Consider the following 24,598-nt stretch of genomic DNA (forward strand, 5'->3'; position numbering starts at 1 on the left):
TTTTTCTCTTCAACCGAACCGCTTGTTGTGTGAAGTGATTCACATCCGCCGTGTCGATGGAGGCGCATTATAGGGGGCCGCCGAGGAATGACAAGCGGAAAAATGCATTTTTATTTCAACCGCTCACCTTTTCACCAAAAAGGCTATTTTTGGTGCTTTTTAATCTCTTTTGGCAGGTCGGCCAGGCTATTAATCACCAAATCCGCTGCATTTTCTGCTTCTGGCGTCACTGGCTTACCGGTGCGAACTAATATTTTGGTTCCTACACCTGCTGCCGCTGCTGCCTGCATATCTTCCAGTTTATCGCCCACCATATAAGAAGCAGACATATCAATGTGCAGGAACTCCTGTGCAGAGATGAACATCCCCGGATGCGGCTTACGGCAGTCACAGGTCTGGCGATACGCTTCTACCGTTCCCTGCGGGTGGTGCGGACAATAGTAGATGCCGTCGAGATCCACACCTCGGTCGGCCAACGACCAGTCCATCCATTCCGTCAGCGTCTCGAACTGCGCTTCGGTGAATTTACCGCGTGCAATACCGGACTGGTTCGTCACAACCACCAGCGCATAACCCATCTCTTTCAGCTGGCGCATGGCATCTATTACGCCCTCGATAAACTCGAACTCATCAATCTCATGGACATAACCGTGATCCACATTAATAGTGCCGTCACGATCGAGAAAAATTGCGGGTACTGATTTTGCCACCGGTTTGCTCCTGAAAAAGGCATGTTCGACTAGTATCTCATGAATCGCAGCGCAATAAAGTGCTCATCGTACAGAGTTGGATTGATTTAGACGTCTGGATGCCTTAACATCCATTTTGTTTACGGTCATCACCCGTATCTGGCAGAAGAAAATGCCACGGCTAACTTACATACGATAAAAATAATCTAATGATTAAACTTTCCAATATCACCAAAGTGTTCCAGCAGGGGAACCGAACCATTCAGGCGCTGAACAACGTCAGCCTGCATGTTCCTGCTGGTCAAATTTATGGCGTCATTGGCGCATCGGGTGCAGGTAAAAGCACGCTGATTCGTTGTGTTAACCTGCTTGAGCGCCCAACCCAGGGCAGCGTAGAAGTTGGCGGCCAGGAACTTACCGCCCTCTCAGAGAAAGAACTCACCAAAGCGCGTCGTCAGATTGGCATGATCTTCCAGCACTTTAACCTGCTGGCTTCCCGCACCGTGTTCGGCAACGTTGCCCTGCCGCTTGAGCTGGATAACACGCCGAAAGAAGAAGTAAAGCGTCGCGTTACCGAGCTGCTCGACCTCGTGGGTCTGGGCGACAAGCATGATAGCCACCCGGCAAATCTGTCCGGTGGGCAAAAGCAGCGTGTGGCCATTGCCCGCGCGCTGGCAAGCAACCCTAAGGTACTTCTGTGTGATGAAGCCACCAGCGCACTGGATCCGGCAACCACGCGTTCAATTCTGGAACTGCTGAAAGACATTAACCGTCGCCTGGGCCTGACGATCCTCCTTATTACGCATGAGATGGACGTGGTGAAACGCATCTGCGACTGCGTGGCGGTCATCAGCAACGGTGAACTGATCGAGCAGGACACGGTAAGTGAAGTGTTCTCGCATCCGAAGACGCCGCTGGCACAGCAGTTCATCCAGTCCACGCTGCATCTGGATATTCCGGAAGATTATCTGGAGCGTTTGAAAACCGAACCCGCAGCAGACAGCGTCCCGATGCTGCGTATGGAGTTCACCGGTCAGTCCGTTGACGCTCCCCTGCTTTCCGAAACCGCGCGTCGCTTTAACGTGAACAACAACATCATCAGCGCGCAGATGGATTACGCAGGTGGCGTGAAGTTCGGCATCATGCTGACAGAAATGCACGGCACACAAGAAGAAACCCAGGCCGCGATTGCCTGGCTGCAAGAACACCACGTAAAAGTAGAGGTACTGGGTTATGTCTGAGCCGATGATGTGGCTGCTGGTTCGCGGCGTTTGGGAAACGCTGGCAATGACCTTTGTCTCTGGCTTCTTTGGTTTTTTGATTGGCCTGCCGGTTGGCGTATTGCTGTACGTGACGCGTCCAGGTCAAATCATTGAGAACGCGAAACTGTACCGTACGCTCTCTGCGCTGGTGAACATCTTCCGTTCTATTCCCTTCATTATTCTGCTGGTGTGGATGATTCCGTTTACCCGCGTGATCGTCGGAACGTCTATCGGACTGCAGGCGGCCATTGTTCCGCTGACCGTGGGGGCTGCGCCGTTTATCGCTCGTATGGTGGAAAACGCCCTTCTGGAAATTCCAACCGGTTTGATCGAAGCCTCACGCGCGATGGGCGCAACACCGATGCAGATCGTCCGCAAAGTTCTGCTCCCGGAAGCACTGCCGGGCCTGGTGAACGCGGCAACCATCACGCTCATCACGCTGGTCGGTTATTCCGCAATGGGTGGCGCAGTTGGCGCCGGCGGTTTAGGCCAGATTGGTTACCAGTACGGCTATATTGGATATAACGCTACCGTGATGAATACCGTTCTGGTATTGCTGGTTGTTCTGGTTTATTTAATCCAGTTCTCTGGCGATCGCATCGTCCGGACCGTTACTCACAAATAACGTTACACACAACACAAACTCTACGAGTTAAGGATAAAACATGGCGTTTAAATTAAAGACCTTTGCAGCAGTAGGCGCGCTGATCGGCTCTCTGGCACTGGTGGGTTGCGGTCAGGACGAAAAAGATCCAAACCACATTAAAGTGGGCGTTATCGTGGGTGCAGAACAACAGGTTGCTGAAGTTGCTCAGAAAGTGGCGAAAGAGAAGTATGGCCTGGACGTTGAGCTGGTGACCTTCAACGATTACGTTCTGCCGAACGAAGCGCTGAGCAAAGGCGATATCGACGCTAACGCCTTCCAGCATAAGCCATACCTTGATCAGCAGATCAAAGATCGTGGCTATAAACTGGTGGGCGTCGGTAACACCTTTGTTTATCCAATTGCCGGTTACTCTAAGAAAATTAAATCGCTGGACGAGCTGCAGCCGGGCTCTCAGGTTGCCGTGCCTAACGACCCAACCAACCTTGGCCGTTCCCTGCTGCTGCTGCAGAAAGTGGGCCTGATCAAACTGAAAGACGGTGTTGGCCTGCTGCCAACCGTTCTGGATGTTACCGAGAACCCGAAAAATCTGAAAATTGTTGAACTGGAAGCACCGCAGCTGCCGCGTTCTCTGGACGATGCGCAGATTGCCCTGGCCGTTATCAACACCACTTACGCCAGCCAGATTGGCCTGACGCCAGCCAAAGACGGTATCTTCGTAGAAGATAAAGACTCACCGTACGTTAACCTGATCGTGACTCGCGAAGACAACAAGGACGCGGAAAACGTGAAGAAATTCGTTCAGGCTTATCAGTCTGATGAAGTTTACCAGGAAGCCAACAAAGTGTTTAACGGCGGCGCTGTTAAAGGCTGGTAATCTCACCTCAGTGTAATATCATCAGGACGGGCTTATGCCCGTCTTGTCATTTGTGCAGTCAACTGATTCAATATCTGACGTTTTGATCATCCATTGAGGAACTATTATGCGTGCTTTACCGATCTGTCTTTTAGCACTCATGCTGAGCGGCTGTTCTATGCTAAGCAGATCTCCCGTTGAACCTGTTCAAAGCACGGCAACCCCGCCAAAAACAGAGCCTACGAAACCGAAAGTGGTTCGCCCTGCACCGGTTCGCATTATCACGAAAGCAGACGAACTCGTCGGTAAACCGTTCCGTGAACTGGGCGAAGTAAGCGGCGAATCCTGTCAGGCGACCAATCAGGACTCACCACCGAATATTCCGACAGCGCGTAAACGTATGCAGATTAATGCCGCAAAAATGAAAGCCAACGCGGTTCTGTTGCACAGCTGCGAAGTCACCAGCGGCACGCCGGGCTGCTATCGTCAGGCGGTTTGCATCGGTTCTGCGCTGAACATCACGGCTAAATGAGTGCATTTCAGTTCGAGCAGATAGGCGTTATCCACTCTCCTTATAAAGAGAAGTTCGCCGTCCCCCGCCAGCCCGGTCTGGTCACCAGCGGAAGCGGTGAGCTTCACCTGATTGCGCCTTACAATCAGGCCGATGCTGTACGCGGGCTCGAGGCTTTCAGCCATTTATGGGTGGTGTTCGTGTTTCACCAGACGATGGAAGGCGGCTGGCGGCCTACCGTGCGGCCTCCTCGTCTTGGCGGAAATGCGAGAATGGGCGTGTTTGCGACTCGCTCGACCTTTCGCCCAAACCCGGTTGGAATGTCGCTGGTTGAACTGAAAGGCATACGCTGCCAGAAAGATCGGGTGATACTGGAGTTAGGTAGTCTGGACCTGGTAGACGGCACGCCGGTAATCGACATCAAACCCTATTTGCCCTTCGCCGAAGCGCTCCCGGACGCGCGTGCAAGTTATGCTCAGGACGCACCGCAGGCGGACATGCCTGTTTATTTTACGCCAGAGATAACCGCGCAGCTCGGTCAGCTGGAGAAACGCTATCCTCGCTTACGGGATTTCATCACTGAAGTTCTGGCACAGGACCCTCGTCCGGCCTACCGTAAAGAAGAGGAAGAAGGAAAAACGTACGCCGTCTGGCTGCTTGATTTCAACGTTCGCTGGCGCGTCACCGGGGCAGGTTTTGAAGTGTTTGCCCTTGAACCCAGGTAATTTTGTTCTCCTCTCTTTTGGCATCTTTGCCACACTGGTAAACTAAACCACTTTTTTTGTGTCAGGCTGGTGTTTCAGCCTGTTCCAATCGTCGAAATGGAACCGTAACAACATGCGTACTAGCCAATATCTGCTCTCCACTCTGAAGGAGACGCCTGCCGACGCCGAAGTGATCAGCCATCAGCTGATGCTGCGCGCCGGGATGATCCGCAAGCTGGCCTCCGGGTTATACACCTGGCTGCCGACCGGCGTGCGCGTCCTGAAAAAAGTCGAAAACATCGTGCGTGAAGAGATGAACAACGCCGGTGCTATCGAGGTGTCCATGCCTGTGGTTCAGCCCGCTGACCTGTGGCAGGAGAGCGGCCGTTGGGAGCAATATGGTCCTGAACTGCTGCGCTTTGTCGATCGCGGCGAGCGTCCTTTCGTTCTCGGCCCAACGCATGAAGAAGTCATTACCGACCTGATTCGTAACGAGCTGAGCTCTTACAAACAGCTGCCGCTGAACTTCTTCCAGATCCAGACCAAGTTCCGTGACGAAGTTCGCCCACGTTTCGGCGTCATGCGCTCTCGCGAATTCCTGATGAAAGATGCTTACTCTTTCCATACCTCTCAGGAATCACTGCAAGAGACTTACGACGCAATGTACGCGGCATACAGCAAGATCTTCTCCCGCATGGGTCTGGATTTCCGCGCTGTGCAGGCTGATACCGGCTCCATCGGCGGTAGCGCATCCCATGAGTTCCAGGTACTGGCGCAGAGCGGTGAAGACGATGTGATCTTCTCTGACTCTTCAGACTACGCGGCGAATATCGAATTTGCAGAAGCGCTGGCGCCAAAAGAACCGCGCGGCGCGGCAACGCAAGAGATGACGCTGGTTGATACGCCAAATGCGAAAACCATTGCCGAGCTGGTTGAACAGTTCAATCTGCCTGTCGAAAAAACCGTGAAAACCCTGCTGGTGAAATCCACTGAAGGTAGCGCTTATCCGCTGGTTGCCCTGCTGGTGCGTGGCGATCATGAGCTGAACGAAGTGAAAGCCGAGAAGCTGCCGCAGGTAGCCAGTCCGCTGACCTTCGCAACGGAAGCGGAAATCCGCGCCGTGGTGAATGCGGGTCCAGGTTCACTGGGTCCAGTCAATCTGCCGGTGCCGGTTGTTATTGACCGCACGGTTGCTGCAATGAGCGACTTCTCTGCAGGTGCGAACATCGACGGTAAACACTACTTCGGCATCAACTGGGATCGCGACGTGGCGACGCCGGAAGTGGCTGACATCCGTAACGTGGTTGCAGGCGATCCAAGCCCGGACGGCCAGGGTACCCTGATGATTAAGCGCGGCATCGAAGTGGGTCATATCTTCCAGCTGGGTGATAAATACTCTCGCGCGCTGAACGCGGCTGTTCAGGGTGAAGATGGCCGTAACCAGATCCTGACCATGGGTTGCTACGGTATCGGGGTGACGCGCGTGGTGGCTGCGGCGATTGAGCAGAACTACGACGAACGCGGCATCGTCTGGCCGGACAATATTGCGCCGTTCCAGGTGGCCATTCTGCCAATGAACATGCACAAGTCTTACCGCGTGCAGGAGCTGGCCGAGAAGCTGTATGCCGAGCTGCGCGCTCAGGGTATCGAAGTGCTGATGGATGACCGTAAAGAGCGTCCAGGCGTAATGTTCGCCGATATGGAACTGATCGGTATCCCGCACACCGTCGTCATCGGCGACCGCAACCTCGACAGCGATGAGATTGAATACAAATACCGTCGCAGCGGCGAAAAACAGATGATCAAGACCGGCGACATTCTTGATTACCTGGTGAAAGCCATCAAAGGCTAAACAAAAAACCCCGCTCAGGCGGGGTTTTTTAATGGCTCAGCGTCAGCTTATTTACTGTTACAGTCTTTACCCGCAACAAACTTCGCGTCTTTATCTGCCACCAGCGTTTTCACCATCTCCCCGCTATCCGGGTTTGGCTCCAGCGTAAAGTGACCGTCAACCGTCAGCAATACCGGCTTGCTGTCATTACCGCGTGCCACTGCGTAATCACGTTCAAGCTGCGCATTGTTTGCCACGCTAACCTTCCTGCCGGTTGCGCAGTCGGTAAAGATCGCCGCATCCGCCATATAGAAGTACATCCCCCGCATTGCCATCGGCGTGGCAGGCAGAGCCGCTTTTACCGGCGCAAGCGTGTAGTTGAACTGGGATTCAATCGGGTTGCCTTCGCGGTCAAGCATCTCCATCCCCTCACCTTTGGCGCGGAAAAAGGTTTTCTCACCGGTGGTGTCCGTCAGGACCAGCTTCTCGGCCGTACGCGCCCATGTTCCATAAGTTGCAAAAGAAGAAGGCTCTTTTGCGCCCTGATAGCGCTGGTTCATCACCCAGGTGCCGTCTTTTTGCAGGAACAGAGACGTTTCAATGCCTTCGCAGTCCGCGCAAGGCAATACGCCGCGCCAGCTCTGCTGCATCGGTTTTAATTCTTCCGTTTGCGTGGGTTGTAAAACCTGCGTTTCGGAGCGGTTATTACACCCAAAAAGCGCAAACAGCGTACTCGCTGCCAGCGCTGACCATAATACTTTTTTCACAATGAATTCCTTATGAAAAGTGTGTTCCCTTTCGTCACTCTGTCGGGCGACGAACTTTACCGCGTAGTGCTTTCACTGTGGATTTTTGGGCCTTCGAGGACAACCGACGCTCTTTCGATGCGCGGGTTGGCCGCGTTGCCCGGCGGCTTTTTTGTACCGTCGTTAACTCTTTGATGACCGCCACCAGCCTGGCTATCGCCGCTTCCCGGTTGAGCTCCTGGCTGCGGTACTCCTGGGCTTTGATCACAATCACGCCATCGCTGGTGATCAGGTGATGGCTGGCGGCAAGCAGGCTTTCTTTATAATACTCTGGCAGGCTTGAGGCCCGAATGTCAAAACGCAAATGGATAGCCGTCGACGCCTTGTTGACGTGCTGCCCGCCAGCCCCCTGCGAACGGATGGCGGTGATCTCCAGCTCGTTGTCAGGGATGCTGACGTTTCGGGACAAGACGATCATGACGCGGGTTGCCACGCCGTCAAATGAATTTCCAGATTATTCTGAGAATCAGAGAGCCAGATGGCGCCATCCTGAATCGTCGCCTGCAACACCATGGTCCGGCTGGCAAAGTCGCTCAGCTGCGCCAGCTGCTCATCATCCAGATACCAGACCGTGAGATTTTTAAACTGTCCGCACTTGCTCTTGTTTTGCTGCCACCAAATCTCCGCAGCGCGCTGATTATATGTGAATAAGGCCACTTCAGCGGACTGGGTGCAGGCCTTTTTAATTCTGCGCTCGTCCGGCAGGCCGAGTTCTATCCACAAATCGATACCCAGATGATCGTTGCGCAGCCAGGCTTCAGGCTCGTCTTCTGCGCTTAACCCACGGGTAAACTGCAGACGCTCGTCAGCGTACTTAATCCACGCCAGCAGGCGCAGCATCATGCGCTCCTGGGTTTCGGAGGGGTGGCGTGCCAGCGTAAGCGACGCGTCGAGGAACTGGTTGCGATCCAGATCGGCCACATTGACCACTGCTTTATAAATTGTCGCTTTCAGCGCCATGAGAGAACTCCATTCGAATCAGGCGCACATTGTAGCGAAAACCGCGGCAAAAGGCTGTTACAGGGTGTTAAATACACCGCTATCAAGGCCCTGATATTGCTTAAATGAGTATGGTATAGTCACCTTGCTAAACCGAGTTTATCTTCGTAGGCTTAATGATATCTCACAGTAAGTCAGTGCGCTGGCGGGAGGGGATGTGAATAATTATTGTGAGTTAATTCGCAAACGGTATGCGGAAATCGCCAGCGGAGATCTGGGGTATGTCCCGGACGCGTTGGGCTGTGTATTGAAAGTGCTTAATGAAGTGGCCTCTGATGAGAGCCTTTCAGAGTCGGTCAGGGAAAAAGCAGCGTATGCTGCGGCGAATTTACTGGTGAGCGATTATGTCGATGAATGATACTTATCAACCCATCAATTGTGATGACTATGACAACCTCGAACTCGCCTGCCAGCATCATTTATTACTGACGCTGGAGCTAAAAGATGGCGAAGTGTTGAAGGCGAAGGCCAGCGATCTGGTTTCACGTAAGAATGTGGAATACCTGATAGTGGAAGATGCCGGTGCGACGCGTGAGCTGCGTCTGGACAAAATAGCCAGCTTCAGCCACCCGCAAATCGGCACCGTCGTGGTGAGCGAATCCTGATGACACTAACGGGCAGCCTGGCTGCCCGTTACGCTTTTTGCCACTCAAAACGGACACCCTCTTCTGACCACCCCGCTTCCGTGATGAAAACCCCTGCCGCAGCGATAAACGTTTCACCGTAGAACAGTAGCGGCGTGGTGTCACGCAGCCACGGCGGCACGTTACACTCCTGCCATATTTTCTTCAGCTTCCGTCCCCCGTTGCGCCCGACGATATGGAGCATGCCACCAGCCTTAAAGCGCACGGTGACCGGTTCACCGGGCTTCGGCAGCCGCACATGACCAGACGACAGGAGAGAAACGCGTCCTGCCTCACAGGGCAATATCAGCGGTGCGTCAGGAGAAAGCCAGTCGAGCACCACATCGGTCAGCGAGGGCATGGATTTTATCCACCAGAGCTCCCCCTTATAGCGTCTAACCTCAAAACCGTTCAGGTGGACACACGGGGAGGCATCATCCCGCGCCAGAGCGACTTCTTCCCAGATACGGCTCAGCATTGTCCTCGACGGCATCGCGGCGCGATGAAAGGCCAGCCAGCGTCGTAGCAGCGCGGCGCGACGTACCGGACTCATCGCTTTCATCGGTGCGATTGCCAACGCCCCGTCGGCAGAAATCAGCCCAGCCAGTTCGTCGCTCAACAGTTCATCCAGCAACGACTCTTGTTCGGCGCACAGCATGGCGCTTCTTGCCGTCGCGTCGGCGAAATGCGGCCAGCGCTCGCCCAAAAGCGGGAGGACGCGCAGGCGCAGGAAGTTACGGTCATAGCCGTCATCCTGGTTACTCTCATCTTCGATCCAGTTCAGCTGATGTTCTCGCGCCCAGGCTTCCAGCGAGGCTCGCGTCTCGCCAAGCAGCGGACGCAGTAATGTTGTGCCGGCAAATTCAGAACGCGCCGGCATGGCAGAAAGTCCCGCCGGCCCGCTGCCCCGCTTAAGCGCCAGCAGAAAAGTTTCACACTGGTCATCAAGATGCTGAGCCGTGACCAGCGCTTCTCCAGCAAGTAATGCCCCGGCAAACGCGGCATAGCGGACTTTCCGCGCCTGAGCCTCGATGCCCAGCCCTTCCTCCGCAAGCGTCACTCGCTCCACGATGAGCGGGATCGCCCAGGCCGCACATAAGGCTTCGCAGTGCGCCACCCACGCCTCTGCGTGAGGACTTAATCCGTGGTGAATATGCATCGCCCGAAGCTGGACGTCAGGTTCCCGATCGCGCCAAATCTTAAGGCGATGCAGCAACACGGTAGAATCGAGGCCACCGCTAAACCCCACCAGCAGCTGGCGGTACGGTGAAACGGCTTGTGCGATAGCGGGTAAGGTCATAGGAGATTACACATAAAAAATGCCCGAACTGAGCGGGCATTATCACACAGGACAACCATTACTGCTGATAAAGCTCCAGGGGCAGGCCGTCCGGGTCGTTGAAAAAGGTAAAACGCTTGTCGGTGAACGGATCGACGCGTATCGCTTCGCACGTCACGCCGTGCGCTTCCAGATGTTTTACCGCGCTATCCAGGTCATCGACGCTGAAGGCAAGATGACGCAGGCCACAGGCTTCCGGGCGGGACGGACGCGCAGGCGGAAAAGGAAAAGAGAACAGCTCAATCACATATTGCCCGTTTAACGCCAGGTCGCCCTTCCAGGAGTCACGCTCCTCGCGGTAGGCCTCGCTCATGAGCGTAAAGCCGAGGATGTCGCAGTAGAAGGCCTTACTTTTCGCGTAGTCGGTCACAATGATCGCAATATGATGAACAGCTTTTAAACCCAGCATAGCTTCTCCTTTTTATGATGCCTGAACGTTACAACCGAAAACCCGCACCTGGCAAGCAGTCACCCTTATTTTAGGACTCGCACCCAGTAAACGCCGTTCTCGTCGCGCTTCGCACCGTGGATATCCGTCTCAAAACCGGGATAGTGCCGCCCAACCGAACAGAGCATCAGCAGGAAATCGAGCACGGCCCGACTCTCTTCGGTAATCATCTCTCCCGGCATCAGGAGCGGAACGCCCGGCGGGTAAGGCAGGATCATGTTAGCCGATACGCGCCCGACCAGGTTTTCCAGCTCGACGGTTTCGACCTCCCCTTTCACCTGGCGCTGCCATGCTTTGTGCGGGGTAAACTTCATCTCCGGTAAGACATCGAACGCCTGAAGCATCAGACGCGGCAGATCGTGCTGACGGATCAGCCTGTGGATCCCCTGAGCCAGATCCTGAATGCGCATATTTCGATAGAAGTCAGGATCCTCCGCGTAGAGATCCGGCAGCATGTTCTTCACCCGCAGGTTGAGATCGTAGGCGCGCTTAAACTCCATCAGGCCGCGCAACAGCCCCATCGCCCGGGTTTTATCAATACCAATACTGAACAGGAAAAGCAGGTTATAGGGACCGGTTTTCTCCACCACCACGCCACGTTCATCAAGGAATTTCGCGACCAGCGCGGCCGGAATACCTTCATCGCTCATCTTGCCCTGCTCATCCATGCCCGGCGTCAGGATCGTCACTTTTACCGGGTCGAGGAACATATGGTCGCTATCGGCATCCCGGAAGCCATGCCAGTCTTCTCCGGGCGAGACGGGCCAGCATTCTGCTTCATCAATCTCTTCCGGCTGCCAGATATCAAAGAACCAGCCGTCGGCTTCATCTTTCAGTCGCTGAACCTCTTTGCGGAAATGCAGCGCGCGTTCTACCGAACGGTTGATGAGTCGTTTGCCCGGATTGCCGCGCAGCATCGCCGCGGCCGTTTCTATGGAGGCTACCAGCGGATAGCTCGGTGAGGTGGTGGTATGCATCATAAAGGCTTCGTTGAACGTGTCTTCGTCGTACTCGCCTTTGATGTGAATAAGCGAAGCCTGGGAAAACGCCGCCAGCATTTTATGGGTCGACTGCGTTTCGAAGAACACTTTACCCAGCACGCGTTCACCGCTCATGCCGCTTTTGCCGGCGTAAATCGGATGGAAATTAGTGTATGGCACCCATGCGGAATCGAAGTGGATCGACGGCACGTCCAGCGTCTGTTTGATCCAGTTCGTGTTGTACAGCAGACCGTCGTAGGTGGAGTTGGTGATCACCGCATGGACAGGCCAGCTTGCGCCAGGAATTGCCGCAACCTTACGTTCAATGGCGTCATGGGTGAACTCCCGGCGCGGAATACCGCCAAGAATACCGAGCGCGTTACGCGTGGGCGACAGCCAGAGCGGTACGACGTCGCTCATCATCAGCAGATGTGCCAGCGATTTATGGCAGTTACGGTCAATCAGCAAGGTGCTGCCAGCAGGCGCAGCGTACATCCCGACGATTTTGTTCGAGGTCGACGTGCCGTTGGTCACCATATAGCTCTGTTCGGCGCCAAAGGTGCGGGCGATATACTCTTCGGCTTCCAGATGCGGGCCGGTGTGATCCAGCAGAGAGCCTAGTTCGGTGACTGAAATCGACACGTCCGCTTTCAGCGTGTTGCCACCGAAGAAATCATAGAACAGGCAGCCCACCGGGCTTTTTTGATAGGCCGTTCCCGCCATATGACCTGGCGTACAAAAGGTATATTTGCCCTCCTTCACGTAGGTGAAGAGCGCGCGGGTAAACGGCGGAGTGATGTTATCGAGATATTCATTCGTATATTGCTGAATTCGGGTCGCAATATCTTCCGCCACGCCGAGGGAATATTCAAAGAACCACAGCGCCATACGCATATCGTTGGCGCTGACGTCCATGGTTGAGTGGGTATTAATAAACGCGTACAGCGGGAGATATTCGTTCAGCTTGTTGATATCGCTGCACAGTTCGAGATCGTATTCGTCCCAGTCGAAGATCACGCCGCAAATACGCGGGTTATGCTCGATGAACTTCAGCAGGTCGGCGCTGTTGTGCGGCCAGATTAGCTGATACCCGCGCGACTGCAGGGCTTGCTCAAGCTCCTTGATGGGCTCGTCTTTATAGAAGACGCCGTGCGGCCCCATAATGGCAATGATGTTCACGGTTTACCTCCTTGAAAAACATTAGCTAAGCATAGTTAAGGTAAACGGCAGCTATAAAAAAAGCCGCAACATTGTGCGGCTTTTCAGATAATTGTGAGGCTTACGCGTAACCGTAGGTCATCAGACGCTGGTAACGGCGGTTGAGCAGATCTTCTTTGCTCAGCACGTCCAGATCTGCCAGGTCAGCCAGCAGCTGCGCTTTCAGAGAAGCCGCCATCACTTCCGGCTTACGATGCGCACCACCCAGCGGTTCCGGGATGATGGAGTCGATCAGCTTAAGCTCTTTCAGGCGCGGCGCAATGATGCCCATGGCTTCTGCAGCCAGCGGCGCTTTGTCGGCGCTTTTCCACAGAATGGACGCGCAGCCTTCCGGAGAGATAACGGAATAGGTGCTGTACTGCAGCATATTCACTTTATCGCCCACGCCAATTGCCAGCGCACCGCCGGAACCACCCTCACCGATAACGGTACAGATGACCGGCACCTTCAGGCGAGACATCTCGCGCAGGTTGCGCGCGATAGCTTCAGACTGACCGCGCTCTTCCGCGCCCACGCCAGGGTATGCACCCGGGGTGTCGATGAAGGTGATGATTGGCATGTTGAAACGCTCAGCCATCTCCATCAGGCGCAGGGCTTTACGGTAGCCTTCTGGTGCTGGCATACCGAAGTTACGACGGATTTTCTCTTTGGTTTCACGACCTTTCTGATGACCAATGATCATCACCGGGCGTCCGTCCAGACGCGCGATACCGCCAACGATAGCTTTATCGTCAGCGTATGCGCGATCGCCTGCCAGTTCGTCAAATTCGTCAAACGCCAGGCGGACATAATCCAGGGTGTACGGACGCTGTGGATGGCGAGCCAGCTGGGCCACCTGCCATGCGCCGAGATCGGCAAAGATTTTGCGCGTCAGCTCTACGCTTTTCTCGCGCAGACGATGCACTTCTTCGTCGATGTTAATATCCAGTTTTTCATCCTGACGGCTTACCGCTGTCAGAGAATCGATTTTCGCTTCAAGCTCAGCAATCGGCTGTTCGAAATCAAGGAAATTCAGACTCATAGTATTCCTGTATTAGTCAAACTCCAGTTCCACCTGCTCCGAACCAATGAGGCCACGGAGATCGTTCAGTAAACGATCGCTCGGAGAGACACGCCACGTTGCACCAAAGCGCAACCGCGCGCGTGCATCCGCCCTCTGATAGTAGAGATGTACTGGAATTGTCCCCGAGCGGTGGGGTTCCAGAGACTGACGGAGTCGGTTTAAAAGCTGGTCATCAATTTGCCTGTCCGTCAGCGAGATAGCAAGCCCGCGAGCATATTTTTCCCGGGCTTCGTCAATGTCCATCACTTCGCGGGCGGTCATTTTAAGCCCCCCACTGAAGTCATCAAAGCTGACCTGTCCGCTGACGATAAGTATGCGGTCTTTTTCCAGCAATTGCTGGTATTTATCCAGCGCGTCGGTGAACAACATCACCTCCAGACGCCCGGAACGGTCATCCAGCGTACAGATGCCGATACGATTGCCACGCTTGGTGACCATAACCCTTGCGGCAATCACGAGCCCCGCAGCCGTGGTAATTTTACCACGTTCTGTCGGATGCATGTCTTTAAGCCTGTGGCCGCCGACATAGCGCTCAATTTCTTTGATGTACTGGTTGATCGGGTGCCCAGTCAGGTACAAGCCTAACGTCTCACGCTCCCCATCCAGTACCACCTGTTCTGGCCACGGCTGGCAGTTGGAATAAGATTGCTCGATCTGCTCTGGCTCTTCCGCCAGCACCCCGAACATATCCGCCTGACCAATGGCTTCCGCTTTTGCATGCTGATCCGCCGCTTTCAGCGCGTCGCCGAGGGAATTCATCAGCGCGGCGCGATGCGGCCCGAGTCTGTCAAACGCGCCGGACATGATCAGTTTTTCCAGCACGCGACGGTTCAGTTTTTTGGTGTCGGTACGAGCGCAAAGATCGAACAGCTCGCGGAAATATCCGCCGTTGTTACGCGCTTCGATGATCGCCTCGATCGGACCTTCGCCCACGCCTTTGATCGCGCCGATCCCGTAAACGATCTCTCCGTCGTCGTTGACGTGGAAGTGGTAGAGCCCTGAGTTAATATCCGGCGGCAGGATCTTCAGCCCCATGCGCCAGCACTCGTCCACCAGGCCAACCACCTTCTCGGTGTTGTCCATATCGGCCGTCATTACCGCCGCCATAAATTCAGCAGGATAGTGCGCCTTCAGCCACAGCGTTTGATACGACACCAAAGCATAGGCGGCGGAGTGGGATTTGTTAAACCCGTACCCGGCGAATTTCTCCACCAGATCGAAGATTTTCATCGCCAGCTCGCCGTCAACGCCGTTTTTCTTCGCCCCGTCTTCAAAGATGGAACGCTGCTTAGCCATCTCTTCCGGCTTTTTCTTACCCATCGCACGACGCAGCATGTCCGCGCCGCCGAGCGTATAGCCGGAAAGCACCTGAGCAATCTGCATGACCTGTTCCTGATACAGGATAATGCCGTAGGTGGGCTCCAGCACCGGCTTCAGGCTTTCGTGCTGCCACTGAACGTCCGGGTAAGAAATCTCTTCTCGACCGTGCTTACGGTCAATAAAGTTATCTACCATCCCTGACTGCAGCGGGCCCGGACGGAACAGGGCGACCAGTGCGATCATATCTTCGAAGCAGTCGGGCTGCAGACGTTTAATCAGGTCTTTCATGCCGCGGGATTCAAGCTGGAAGACGGCGGTGGTCTCCGAGCGCTGCAGCATATCGAAACTTTTCTTGTCATCCAGCGGGATGGCCGCGATATCCAGCGGCGGTTCGCCGTTCTTCTCGCGGCGGGCGTTAATCATCTCCAGCGCCCAGTTGATGATGGTCAACGTACGCAGACCCAGGAAGTCGAACTTCACCAGCCCGGCGTATTCTACGTCGTTCTTGTCAAACTGGGTTACCGGGTGTTGGCCCGCTTCGTCACAGTAAAGCGGTGCAAAATCCGTAATTTTAGTTGGGGCGATAACCACGCCCCCCGCATGCTTGCCGGCGTTACGCGTGACGCCTTCCAGCTTGCGCGCCATGTCTATCAGCGCTTTGACCTCTTCGTCAGCTTCGTAGATTTCCGGCAGCTGAGGTTCGGCTTCAAACGCTTTTGCCAGCGTCATGCCCGGATCGGGCGGCACCAGCTTAGAAATACGATCGACAAACCCGTACGGGTGGCCCAGCACGCGGCCCACGTCGCGGATAACCGCTTTCGCCGCCATCGTACCGAAGGTAATAATCTGCGATACCGCATCACGGCCGTACATATCGGCCACGTGCTCAATGACCTGATCGCGTTTCTCCATGCAGAAGTCGACGTCGAAGTCGGGCATCGAGACACGTTCCGGGTTAAGGAAACGTTCGAACAGCAGGTCGAATTCCAGCGGATCGAGGTCGGTAATTTTCAGCGCGTACGCCACCAGCGAGCCCGCACCGGAGCCACGGCCCGGTCCAACCGGCACGCCGTTATCCTTCGACCACTGGATGAACTCCATAACGATCAGGAAGTAGCCCGGGAAGCCCATCTGGTTGATTACCTGGAGTTCAATGTCCAGGCGTTCGTCATACTCAGGGCGACGCTTTTTACGCTCTTCTTCATCCGGGAACAGGAATTCCAGACGCTCTTCCAGGCCTTCTTTTGATTTCGCGACCAGGAAATCTTCCGTGGTCATGTCACCCGTCGGGAACTGCGGCAGGAAGTATTCGCCGAGGCGAACGGTGACGTTGCAGCGCTTGGCAATCTCTACGCTGTTTTCCAGCGCTTCGGGGATATCGGAGAAGAGCTCACACATCTCCTCCTCGCTGCGCATGTACTGTTGCGCGGAGTAATTACGCGGCCGCTTCGGATCGTCGAGCGTGAAGCCATCGTGGATCGCCACGCGAATTTCGTGAGCGTCAAAATCTCCCGGCTCGAGGAACCGCACATCGTTTGTCGCGACAACAGGCAGACCGCGTTCTTCCGCAAGTGCAACCGCCGCATGCAGATAGTTCTCTTCGTCCTGACGACCGGTGCGGATCAACTCCAGATAATAACGATCCGGGAAATACTCTTCATAGAACGAAACGCATTGATCCACCAGCGCGCTATTGCCGCGCAGCAGGCATTTGCCGACGTCACCCATACGGCCACCCGAGATCAGCAGCAGCCCTTCGTTCAGTTCAGCCAGCCAGTCACGGTCGATCCACGGCCCCAGCGCGCCATATCCGCGCTGATAGGCTTTTGAGATAAGCAGAGTGAGGTTTTGATAGCCCGTGTTGTTCATCGCCAGCACGGAGATTTGCGTCATTTCATCGCCGATAAGATCGCTCTGCACATGAAAATCCGCCCCGACGATGGGCTTTATCCCCGCGCCGTGCGCCGTTCCATAGAACTTCACCAGGCCACACAGGTTGGTAAAATCGGTGATCGCCAGCGCGGGCATGCCAAGGGAGGCCGCCTTTTTTACCAGCGGCCCGGTCTTCGCCAGCCCATCGATCATGGAGTAGTCGCTATGCACCCGCAGGTGTACGAAACGTGGTTCAGCCATCTTCAGATTCCGCGTTACTTAATTGCTTGCGTATTGATTCAGGACACCCGTCCCAGCGCGCGCTTCACCGGGCCAAAACTGCGCCGATGGTGTTCGGTTGCGCCATGTTCAGCCAGCCTCTCCAGATGGAAAGGTGTGGGATATCCCTTATGCTGGGCGAAACCATACTGAGGATAAGTGAGGTCCAGCGCGGCCATTTCGGCGTCGCGCGTCACTTTGGCAATAATAGAAGCTGCGCTAATTTCTGCGACCCGGCTATCGCCTTTAACGACCGCCATTGATGGCATGGGCAATGCCGGACAGCGGTTGCCGTCAATCAGGACATATTCCGGGGAAATTTTCAGACCTGCTACCGCACGCTGCATCGCCAGCATCGTGGCATGCAAAATATTCAGTTCGTCTATTTCATGCGGTTCAGCGCGCCCCAGGCTCCAGGCCAGCGCCTTCTCCTGGATCTCACTAAACAGCGCCAGACGGCGCTTTTCTGACAATTTTTTAGAGTCGTTCAGCCCGATAATCGGGCGATCCGGATCGAGGATCACCGCGGCGGTCACCACTGCCCCGACCAACGGGCCGCGACCCACTTCGTCCACGCCCGCCACAAGGCGAGTGTGAGGATAAACAAATTCCATCATTTTGCTAGCTCCAGCACCGCATCAGCCGCTTGCTCATCAGCATTACAGCGGATCAGTTGATGCAGTTCGCGGAAGGTATCGTGCATCTGGTGGCTGGTCTTGCCGTTGGCGAGCAGCGGCAGCAGCGCATCGGCAAGCGCCTGCGGCTGGCACTCATCCTGCAGCAGCTCTTTCACCAGCTCGCGCCCGGCAAGCAGGTTTGGCAGGGAGACATAGTCCGTTTTAACCAGACGCTTTGCCAGCCAGAAAGTGAACGGCTTCATGCGATAGCCGACCACCATCGGGCATTTCGCCAGCATGCATTCCAGCGCCGCCGTACCGGAGGCCAGCAGCGCGGCATCGCTCGCATACATCGCTTCCCGCCCTTTCCCGTCCAGAAGACGGACGTGAAGATCCGGGGCGACTTCCGCTTTGATGCGCTCAAACTGCTCGCGGCGTTTGGCATTTACCAGCGGAACAACCACTTCAAGATCCGGATAGGTCTGGCGAAGAATTTGCGCTGTTTTGAGGAAATCGGCGCTCAGCATCTCAACTTCTGCACCACGGCTGCCTGGGAGCAGTGCCAGACAGTGCACATCATGCGGGATGCCCAGCGCGTCGCGCGCCGCGTTTTTATCCGGATCCAATGGCATCGCATCCGCCATGGTATGGCCGATAAAACGGCACGGAACATTAAATCTGTCGTAAAACGCTTTTTCGAAAGGCAGGAAAGCCAGCACCAGGTTGGTGGACCGTCCGATTTTGAAAACGCGTTTCTGTCGCCACGCCCAGACGGACGGACTGACGTAGTGAATCGTTTTGATACCCTGCTTTTTCAGATTCCCTTCGAGGGTAATGTTGAAATCAGGCGCATCAATACCGACAAACACATCGGGTTTGAGTTCGGTAAAACGGCGGGTGAGATCGGCGCGGATGTGCAGCAAACGGCGTAGCCGTCCCAGCACCTCAACGATGCCCATCACGGCGAGCTCTTCCATTTCGTACCAGGCTTCACAGCCTTCGGCCTGCATCAGCGGGCCAGCAACGCCGACAAAGCGAGCATTGGGTACACGCGCCTTAAGCGCGCGGATGAGACCGGCACCAAGAATATCGCCGGAGGTTTCTCCGGCGACCAGGGCTATCGTAAGCGGACGACTGTCGACCATTAACGAATCAGACCCCTTGTTGAACGGTCAAAGAATTCCATGAACGCGTTCACTTCCGGGTGCTTATTCGCCAGCTCGGCAATTTCCGGCTTCGCCTCTTCCAGCGTTTTACCGCTACGGTACAGCAGTTTGTACGCGTTGCGGATGGCAGTAATCGCTTCGCGGCTAAAACCACGACGCTTGAGGCCTTCGATGTTCACGCCAAACGGCGTGGCATGGTTGCCCTGCGCAATCACATACGGTGGGACGTCCTGCGCCACACCGGAGCATCCGCCAACCATCACGTGCGCACCAATGATGCAGAACTGATGGACTGCGGTCATGCCGCCAATAATTGCGAAGTCATCAACCGATACGTGTCCTGCCAGCGTTGCGTTGTTGGCAAGAATACAGCGGTCACCCACGGTACAGTCGTGCGCGATATGCGCATTAACCATAAACAGGTTATCGCTGCCCACCTTCGTCAACCCACCACCCTGTACTGTTCCACGATGAATGGTGACGCTTTCGCGAATACGGTTACGATCGCCAATTTCCAGACGGGTCGACTCACCAGCATATTTCAGATCCTGGTTAACTTCGCCGATGGAAGCGAACTGATAGATCTCGTTATTGCAGCCAATGGTCGTGTGACCATTCACGACAACGTGAGATTTCAGTACTGTACCCTCACCAATTTCGACATGGGGTCCAACAATACAAAACGGGCCAATGTGGACGTTAGCGCCAATGATGGCACCGGTTTCCACAATAGCGGTAGGATGAATAAAGGCGGATTTATCAATCACGTATCAGGACTCCCGGCTACGAGCACACATCATCGTCGCTTCGCAAACAACTTTGCCGTCAACCAGCGCTACGCCTTTGAAGCGAGTCAGGCCACGACGCGTTTTTTCAAAAGTGACTTCCATGATCATCTGATCACCAGGCACGACAGGGCGCTTAAAGCGCGCTTCATCAATACCCGCGAAGTAATACAGCTCACCTGGCTCCAGTTTGCCGACGCTTTTAAACGCCAGAATACCGGTAGCCTGAGCCATCGCTTCCAGAATCAACACACCCGGGAAGATAGGCTTACCAGGGAAATGCCCCTGGAAGAACGGCTCGTTCACGGAAACATTTTTCACTGCGCGCAGAAAACGACCTTCTTCAAAATCCAGCACACGGTCTACCAGCAGAAACGGGTAGCGGTGCGGCAGAAGTTCTAAAATCTCTTCAATATGCAGAGTATGAGTGTCAGTAGTCAAAATACTCTTCCTGTCAAAATGTACTGATAACAATAATAACACGGCCTGCCGGTTTATTAGAAAGCCGACAGGCCGGGAAAAATAGCGTTCAACGGATGACGCTTAATCTTGTTGATCGATCTTACGCTCAAGAGACTTGAGGCGCTTGCTCATATCATCAATGTTCATCACCAGAGCTGCTGTTTTACGCCATACCTTGTTGGGTTGTAGCGGAATACCTGAGGAATAGACGCCAGGTTCAGTGATAGGACGCATTACCATGCCCATTCCCGTCACAGTGACCTTGTCGCATATTTCCATATGGCCATTAATCACGCTCGCACCGCCAATCATGCAATAACGGCCAATTTTCAGGCTGCCTGCCATGATGACGCCACCCGCAACCGCGGTATTGTCGCCAATCACAACGTTATGCGCAATCTGGCACTGGTTATCGATGATAACACCATTGCCAATGATCGTGTCGTCAAGCGCGCCACGGTCAATGGTGGTACAGGCGCCGATCTCTACGCGATCGCCAATAATAACGCGACCAAGCTGCGGAATCTTAACCCAGTTACCGCGATCGTTAGCGTAACCAAAGCCATCAGAACCAATTACGGTGCTGGACTGGACAAGGCAATTTTCGCCAATTTCAACATCATGATAAACGGACACATTGGCCCATAAACGGGTCCCGGCGCCGATTTTCGTATTTTTCCCAACGAAGCAGCCCGGGCCAATGACGACGTTATCGCCCAGCACAACGCCGGATTCGATAACCGCATTTGCGCCAACGGCGACGTTGCTACCAAGCCTGGCCGTCGCGTCAATCGCTGCACTGGCAGCAATGTCCTGGGCCGGCTGCGGCGTAGTATCAAGAATTTGAGCCATGCGTGCATACGTCAGGTAGGGGTTTTTCACTACCAGCGCGCTTACAGTGGCAAATGGAAGATCGTCCTGCGTCAGAACAACAGCTGACGCCTGGCATTGAGCCAGTTGCTCACGGTACTTAGGGCTTACCATGAAGGTAATCGTGCCAGCTTTAGCAGATTGCATGGACGCAACAGCGGTGATGACGATATCGCCATCACCGTGTAATTCTGCATCCAACTGCTGAGCTAAATCAGCCAGTCGAATTGAAGGCATTACTTATTTAACCTGTTTCAGAACATCAGCGGTGATGTCTTTAACATCGCTGCCGTTGAAAGCTACAGCGTTCGCATCAACAACCAGATCGATGTTCTGATCGGCAGCCACTGATTTAACAGCGGTCTGAATGCGAGTCACCAGCTTGCCGCGTTCTTCGTTAGAACGACGCTGACGATCCTGCTCGAAAGCCTGCGCTTTCTGAGAGAACGCCTGGCGCTGAGCCATTACGTCTTTTTCCAGCTTGCTGCGGTCGCTTGCTTTCATGGTAGAACCATCACGCTGCAGACGCTGCATTTTGGACTGAAGATCGTTTTCCATACCCTGCAGTTCGCTTGCACGGCCTTTGAATTCGTTTTCCAGAGTCGCAGAAACACCCGTTTTCTGTGCAACCTGCTGGAACAAATTACCCATGTTGACGATTGCAATTTTGTCTGCTGCCTGAGCAGAAGTTGCCATCGCTAAACCGAGACCTGCAGCTAATAACCACTTTTTCACAATTAACTCCTTACCATCCCATTGGCACCAGAAGGTACCGTTCTTTGCGTGGCAAGGCGACCGAGTTACCGATCGCCAGTTGTCAGCGCTACACTGCCAACGCATTCCTTTGCTGCGGATTATTACCAGGTTTTACCAATGTTAAACTGGAATTGCTCCGACTTATCTCCATCATATTTCTTAAACGGCTGGGCGTAAGAGAAAACCAACGGCCCCAGCGGTGACATCCATTGTAATGCGATACCGGCAGACATGCGAATATTGCTCGGATCGCTATAATCTGGAACGCCTGCCGCACGCATCTGGGCTGTATTCTGCCAGTTGGTATCCCATACCGTACCGGCATCCCAGAAGAAGGACGTACGGACAGAGTTCGCGTATTTATCACTGATAAACGGCGTTGGCGTGATGAACTCCAGGCTGGCAACGGCCATGGCGTTACCGCCCACCGCATCATCAGAGCTACAGACTTCGGAGGAGGAAGACTTATAACAGTTGTCTTTGTCGTTCCCGCCGTAGTAGACCGCTTTCGGACCAATGTTATTGGACTGGAAGCCACGAACGGTGCTGGAACCACCCGCATAGAAGTTTTCGTAGAATGGCATTTCTTTGCCACCCAGACCATCTCCATAGCCCCAACGGGTACGACCCAGGACTACCCACTTATGATCGTCATCAATCGGGAAGTAGGATGCGGTATCCAGCGTGACCTTGTAGAACTCGTTATCGGAACCCGGCACGGTAACTTTACCGTTCAGGTTGACGCGAGAACCTTCCGTTGGGAAGTAACCACGGTCAAGGCGGTTATAGGTCCAGCCGTAGTTAAAGGTGAAGTCATCGGCAGAGAAACCGTTATTATCACTGGACTTACTTGCCGACTGACCAATAGAGTCCAGGTAACGCCACATTGCCACCTGCGGTTGCATGTTGGACAGGTCGTTATGCACGTAGCCCAAGCCTGCACGCAGGGTGTTGTATTCGTTAACCGGGAAGCCAAGCGTACCGTCTACACCGTAACTCTTGTTGGTGTATGAAGACAGGTCCGCGTCATCTGCTTTAAAGTCGTTATAGAAGATACGACCGCCCAGGCTCACACCGTCTACGGTGAAGTATGGGTTAGTCACAGAGAACTCAGAGTAGGTCTGGTAGTCGTTTTTGGTGCCGTTAATACCGACAGAGTAACCCGTACCCAGCCAGTTATCCTGCTGCACGCCGACCTGGAAGCTGACGCCGCTTTCAGTACCGTAACCCACACCGAAGTTGAAGCTACCGGTGTTGCGCTCTTTCACTTTATATACGACATCAACCTGATCCGGGCTGCCCGGTACGCGCTGGGTATCGGTATCCACCGTTTCAAAATAGCCCAGACGGTTCAGACGCTCTTTACCCTGATCAACGAGGTCGCTTCCCAACCATGCGCCTTCCATCTGACGCATTTCGCGACGCAGAACGGAATCTTTGGAGGTGTCGTTACCGACGAAGCGGATCTTACGCACGTAGAAACGGTTGCCCGCATCCACATTCACGTGCAGCTTAACGGTTTTATCCGCGTCATTGATTTCCGGCTGAGTCTGTACGCGCGGATAGGCATAACCATAGCGGCCGAGCAGCTTCTTAATGCTGTCTTCCATTTTGGTTACTTTGGAACCGCTGTACAGATCGCCCGGCTGAATTTTGGTCAGCGATTCGATTTCAGCAGAATGCCCCGCAAGGTTACCACTCACTTCAACACCAGAAAGCTTGTACTGCTCGCCTTCGGTGATGTTAACCGTAATGTAGATGCCTTTCTTGTCCGGAGTCAGACTGACCTGAGTCGAGTCGATGTTGAAACGCGCATAGCCACGATCGAGATAGTAGCTGCGCAGGGTTTCAAGGTCGCCCGCCAGTTTTTGTTTCTGGTATTTGCGATCGCCTACCACGTTCCACCATGGCACTTCATCGCGCAGCTGGAAGGTGGAGATCAGTTCGTCGGTGCTGAACGCGTGGTTGCCGACAATGTTGATCTGCTGGATCTTCGCAGAAACACCTTCCTGGAAGACCAGCTTCAGGTCAACACGGTTACGCGGCAGCGGAGTGACAACCGCTTTCACGCTGGCACTGTATTTACCGACGCTGTAATAGAAGTCTTCCAGACCTTTTTCAATGTCTGAAAGGGTTGTGCGGTCCAGGGATTCACCCACACGAACACCGGATGCTTCAAGGTTCTGCTTGAGCATGTCATCTTTCACCGACTTGTTACCGGAGAAAGTGATACTGGCGATCGTCGGACGTTCTTTTACCTGTACCAGCAGCGTATCACCATCGCGCAGGACGCGGACGTCCTCAAAGTTGCCGGTGGCAAACAGAGCACGGATGGTGTTACTGATATCATCATCATTAACCGTATCGCCGGGGCGTACAGGCATACTGAGGAGGGCCGCACCAACGGCGACACGCTGGAGGCCTTCGAAATGAATGTCTTTCACTACGAACCCGTCAGCACCGTATACGGTGGCGCTGCTAAACAGCAGCGACGCTATGAGCAACTTTTTCATCGCCATCGTTATTATGCGTTCTTCC

24 protein-coding genes are annotated in these 24,598 nt (G+C 54.4%); 8 read left to right on the plus strand and 16 right to left on the minus strand.

All coding sequences use genetic code 11. The annotated features are described in order from the left end of the window. Positions 1-143: 143 nt before the first annotated feature. On the minus strand, positions 144-710 hold the full coding sequence (gene gmhB / locus DEO48_RS14065) for a D-glycero-beta-D-manno-heptose 1,7-bisphosphate 7-phosphatase (RefSeq protein WP_109845526.1): 567 nt from the start codon (positions 708-710) through the stop codon (positions 144-146). 188 nt (positions 711-898) lie between these two features. On the opposite strand from gmhB, the gene metN reads away from it, so the two are divergent. From metN to proS, 6 genes are all read left to right on the plus strand, one after another. Next, positions 899-1,930: a methionine ABC transporter ATP-binding protein MetN gene (gene metN, locus DEO48_RS14070; RefSeq protein ID WP_109845527.1), complete on the plus strand. Its 1,032-nt coding sequence runs from the start codon at positions 899-901 to the stop codon at positions 1,928-1,930. Next, the gene (locus DEO48_RS14075) at positions 1,923-2,576 is read left to right on the plus strand and encodes a methionine ABC transporter permease MetI (protein ID WP_109845528.1); all 654 of its coding nucleotides are present in this window, start codon (positions 1,923-1,925) and stop codon (positions 2,574-2,576) included. Before metN ends, DEO48_RS14075 begins: the two co-directional genes overlap by 8 nt. 40 nt (positions 2,577-2,616) lie before the next feature. Next, entirely contained in the window at positions 2,617-3,432 is an 816-nt protein-coding gene (metQ, locus tag DEO48_RS14080) for a methionine ABC transporter substrate-binding lipoprotein MetQ (RefSeq protein WP_014168729.1), read from the plus strand. 106 nt (positions 3,433-3,538) lie between these two features. Then, a complete protein-coding gene (rcsF, locus tag DEO48_RS14085; RefSeq protein ID WP_063440181.1) occupies positions 3,539-3,943 on the plus strand; it encodes an Rcs stress response system protein RcsF in 405 nt (134 codons plus the stop codon). Then, positions 3,940-4,647 carry a tRNA (N6-threonylcarbamoyladenosine(37)-N6)-methyltransferase TrmO gene (gene tsaA / locus DEO48_RS14090; protein WP_023310474.1) on the plus strand — a complete coding sequence of 236 codons (708 nt, stop codon included), beginning with the start codon at positions 3,940-3,942 and terminating at the stop codon, positions 4,645-4,647. Before rcsF ends, tsaA begins: the two co-directional genes overlap by 4 nt. A gap of 112 nt (positions 4,648-4,759) precedes the next feature. After that, the gene (gene proS / locus DEO48_RS14095) at positions 4,760-6,478 is read left to right on the plus strand and encodes a proline--tRNA ligase (protein ID WP_033144681.1); all 1,719 of its coding nucleotides are present in this window, start codon (positions 4,760-4,762) and stop codon (positions 6,476-6,478) included. A gap of 47 nt (positions 6,479-6,525) precedes the next feature. On the opposite strand, the gene nlpE is transcribed toward proS, so the two are convergent. Genes nlpE through DEO48_RS14110 form a run of 3 tightly spaced genes read right to left on the minus strand, consistent with a single transcriptional unit; the run spans position 6,526 to position 8,223 of the window. Further along, positions 6,526-7,224 carry an envelope stress response activation lipoprotein NlpE gene (gene nlpE / locus DEO48_RS14100; RefSeq protein ID WP_032660574.1) on the minus strand — a complete coding sequence of 233 codons (699 nt, stop codon included), beginning with the start codon at positions 7,222-7,224 and terminating at the stop codon, positions 6,526-6,528. A 34-nt stretch (positions 7,225-7,258) separates the two neighbouring features. Further along, a complete protein-coding gene (gene arfB / locus DEO48_RS14105) occupies positions 7,259-7,681 on the minus strand; it encodes an alternative ribosome rescue aminoacyl-tRNA hydrolase ArfB (RefSeq protein WP_109845529.1) in 423 nt (140 codons plus the stop codon). Beyond that, entirely contained in the window at positions 7,678-8,223 is a 546-nt protein-coding gene (locus tag DEO48_RS14110) for a YaeQ family protein (RefSeq protein ID WP_109845530.1), read from the minus strand. Before DEO48_RS14110 ends, arfB begins: the two co-directional genes overlap by 4 nt. Positions 8,224-8,419: 196 nt before the next feature. Between DEO48_RS14110 and DEO48_RS14120 the strand changes: the two genes are divergently transcribed. Then, entirely contained in the window at positions 8,420-8,620 is a 201-nt protein-coding gene (locus DEO48_RS14120) for a YaeP family protein (RefSeq protein ID WP_008501889.1), read from the plus strand. After that, a complete protein-coding gene (gene rof / locus DEO48_RS14125) occupies positions 8,607-8,867 on the plus strand; it encodes a Rho-binding antiterminator (protein ID WP_008501890.1) in 261 nt (86 codons plus the stop codon). Before DEO48_RS14120 ends, rof begins: the two co-directional genes overlap by 14 nt. Before the next feature lie 28 nt (positions 8,868-8,895). Here the strand turns inward: rof and tilS are convergent, their stop codons facing one another. The 12 genes from tilS to bamA form a co-directional block, all read right to left on the minus strand. Further along, entirely contained in the window at positions 8,896-10,185 is a 1,290-nt protein-coding gene (gene tilS, locus DEO48_RS14130; protein ID WP_109845531.1) for a tRNA lysidine(34) synthetase TilS, read from the minus strand. Between the two features lie 58 nt (positions 10,186-10,243). Continuing rightward, positions 10,244-10,633 (minus strand): VOC family protein, encoded by a 390-nt coding sequence (locus DEO48_RS14135; protein ID WP_109845532.1) that lies wholly within the window; start codon positions 10,631-10,633, stop codon positions 10,244-10,246. A gap of 65 nt (positions 10,634-10,698) precedes the next feature. Continuing rightward, complete coding sequence (locus DEO48_RS14140) at positions 10,699-12,831, minus strand: lysine decarboxylase LdcC (protein WP_109845533.1); 2,133 nt, start codon at positions 12,829-12,831, stop codon at positions 10,699-10,701. Between the two features lie 100 nt (positions 12,832-12,931). After that, positions 12,932-13,891: an acetyl-CoA carboxylase carboxyl transferase subunit alpha gene (accA, locus tag DEO48_RS14145; RefSeq protein WP_008501895.1), complete on the minus strand. Its 960-nt coding sequence runs from the start codon at positions 13,889-13,891 to the stop codon at positions 12,932-12,934. A 12-nt stretch (positions 13,892-13,903) separates the two neighbouring features. After that, positions 13,904-17,386 carry a DNA polymerase III subunit alpha gene (dnaE, locus tag DEO48_RS14150; RefSeq protein WP_109845534.1) on the minus strand — a complete coding sequence of 1,161 codons (3,483 nt, stop codon included), beginning with the start codon at positions 17,384-17,386 and terminating at the stop codon, positions 13,904-13,906. Between the two features lie 38 nt (positions 17,387-17,424). Then, the gene (rnhB, locus tag DEO48_RS14155; protein ID WP_023310464.1) at positions 17,425-18,021 is read right to left on the minus strand and encodes a ribonuclease HII; all 597 of its coding nucleotides are present in this window, start codon (positions 18,019-18,021) and stop codon (positions 17,425-17,427) included. Continuing rightward, entirely contained in the window at positions 18,018-19,166 is a 1,149-nt protein-coding gene (lpxB, locus tag DEO48_RS14160) for a lipid-A-disaccharide synthase (RefSeq protein ID WP_023334578.1), read from the minus strand. The genes rnhB and lpxB overlap by 4 nt, the downstream gene beginning before the upstream one ends. Continuing rightward, complete coding sequence (gene lpxA / locus DEO48_RS14165) at positions 19,166-19,954, minus strand: acyl-ACP--UDP-N-acetylglucosamine O-acyltransferase (RefSeq protein WP_023310462.1); 789 nt, start codon at positions 19,952-19,954, stop codon at positions 19,166-19,168. The genes lpxB and lpxA overlap by 1 nt, the downstream gene beginning before the upstream one ends. 3 nt (positions 19,955-19,957) lie before the next feature. After that, positions 19,958-20,413, minus strand: a complete 456-nt coding sequence (fabZ, locus tag DEO48_RS14170; protein WP_010426706.1) for a 3-hydroxyacyl-ACP dehydratase FabZ — start codon at positions 20,411-20,413, stop codon at positions 19,958-19,960. Between the two features lie 102 nt (positions 20,414-20,515). Then, complete coding sequence (gene lpxD / locus DEO48_RS14175; RefSeq protein ID WP_029741199.1) at positions 20,516-21,541, minus strand: UDP-3-O-(3-hydroxymyristoyl)glucosamine N-acyltransferase; 1,026 nt, start codon at positions 21,539-21,541, stop codon at positions 20,516-20,518. 3 nt (positions 21,542-21,544) lie between these two features. Then, positions 21,545-22,039 carry a molecular chaperone Skp gene (gene skp, locus DEO48_RS14180; RefSeq protein WP_029741200.1) on the minus strand — a complete coding sequence of 165 codons (495 nt, stop codon included), beginning with the start codon at positions 22,037-22,039 and terminating at the stop codon, positions 21,545-21,547. Between the two features lie 122 nt (positions 22,040-22,161). Continuing rightward, positions 22,162-24,579: an outer membrane protein assembly factor BamA gene (gene bamA / locus DEO48_RS14185; RefSeq protein WP_109845535.1), complete on the minus strand. Its 2,418-nt coding sequence runs from the start codon at positions 24,577-24,579 to the stop codon at positions 22,162-22,164. Positions 24,580-24,598: the final 19 nt, after the last annotated feature.

Origin of the sequence: Enterobacter sp. CGMCC 5087 (assembly GCF_003144775.1) — a bacterium.
Lineage (GTDB): Bacteria > Pseudomonadota > Gammaproteobacteria > Enterobacterales > Enterobacteriaceae > Enterobacter > Enterobacter cloacae_M.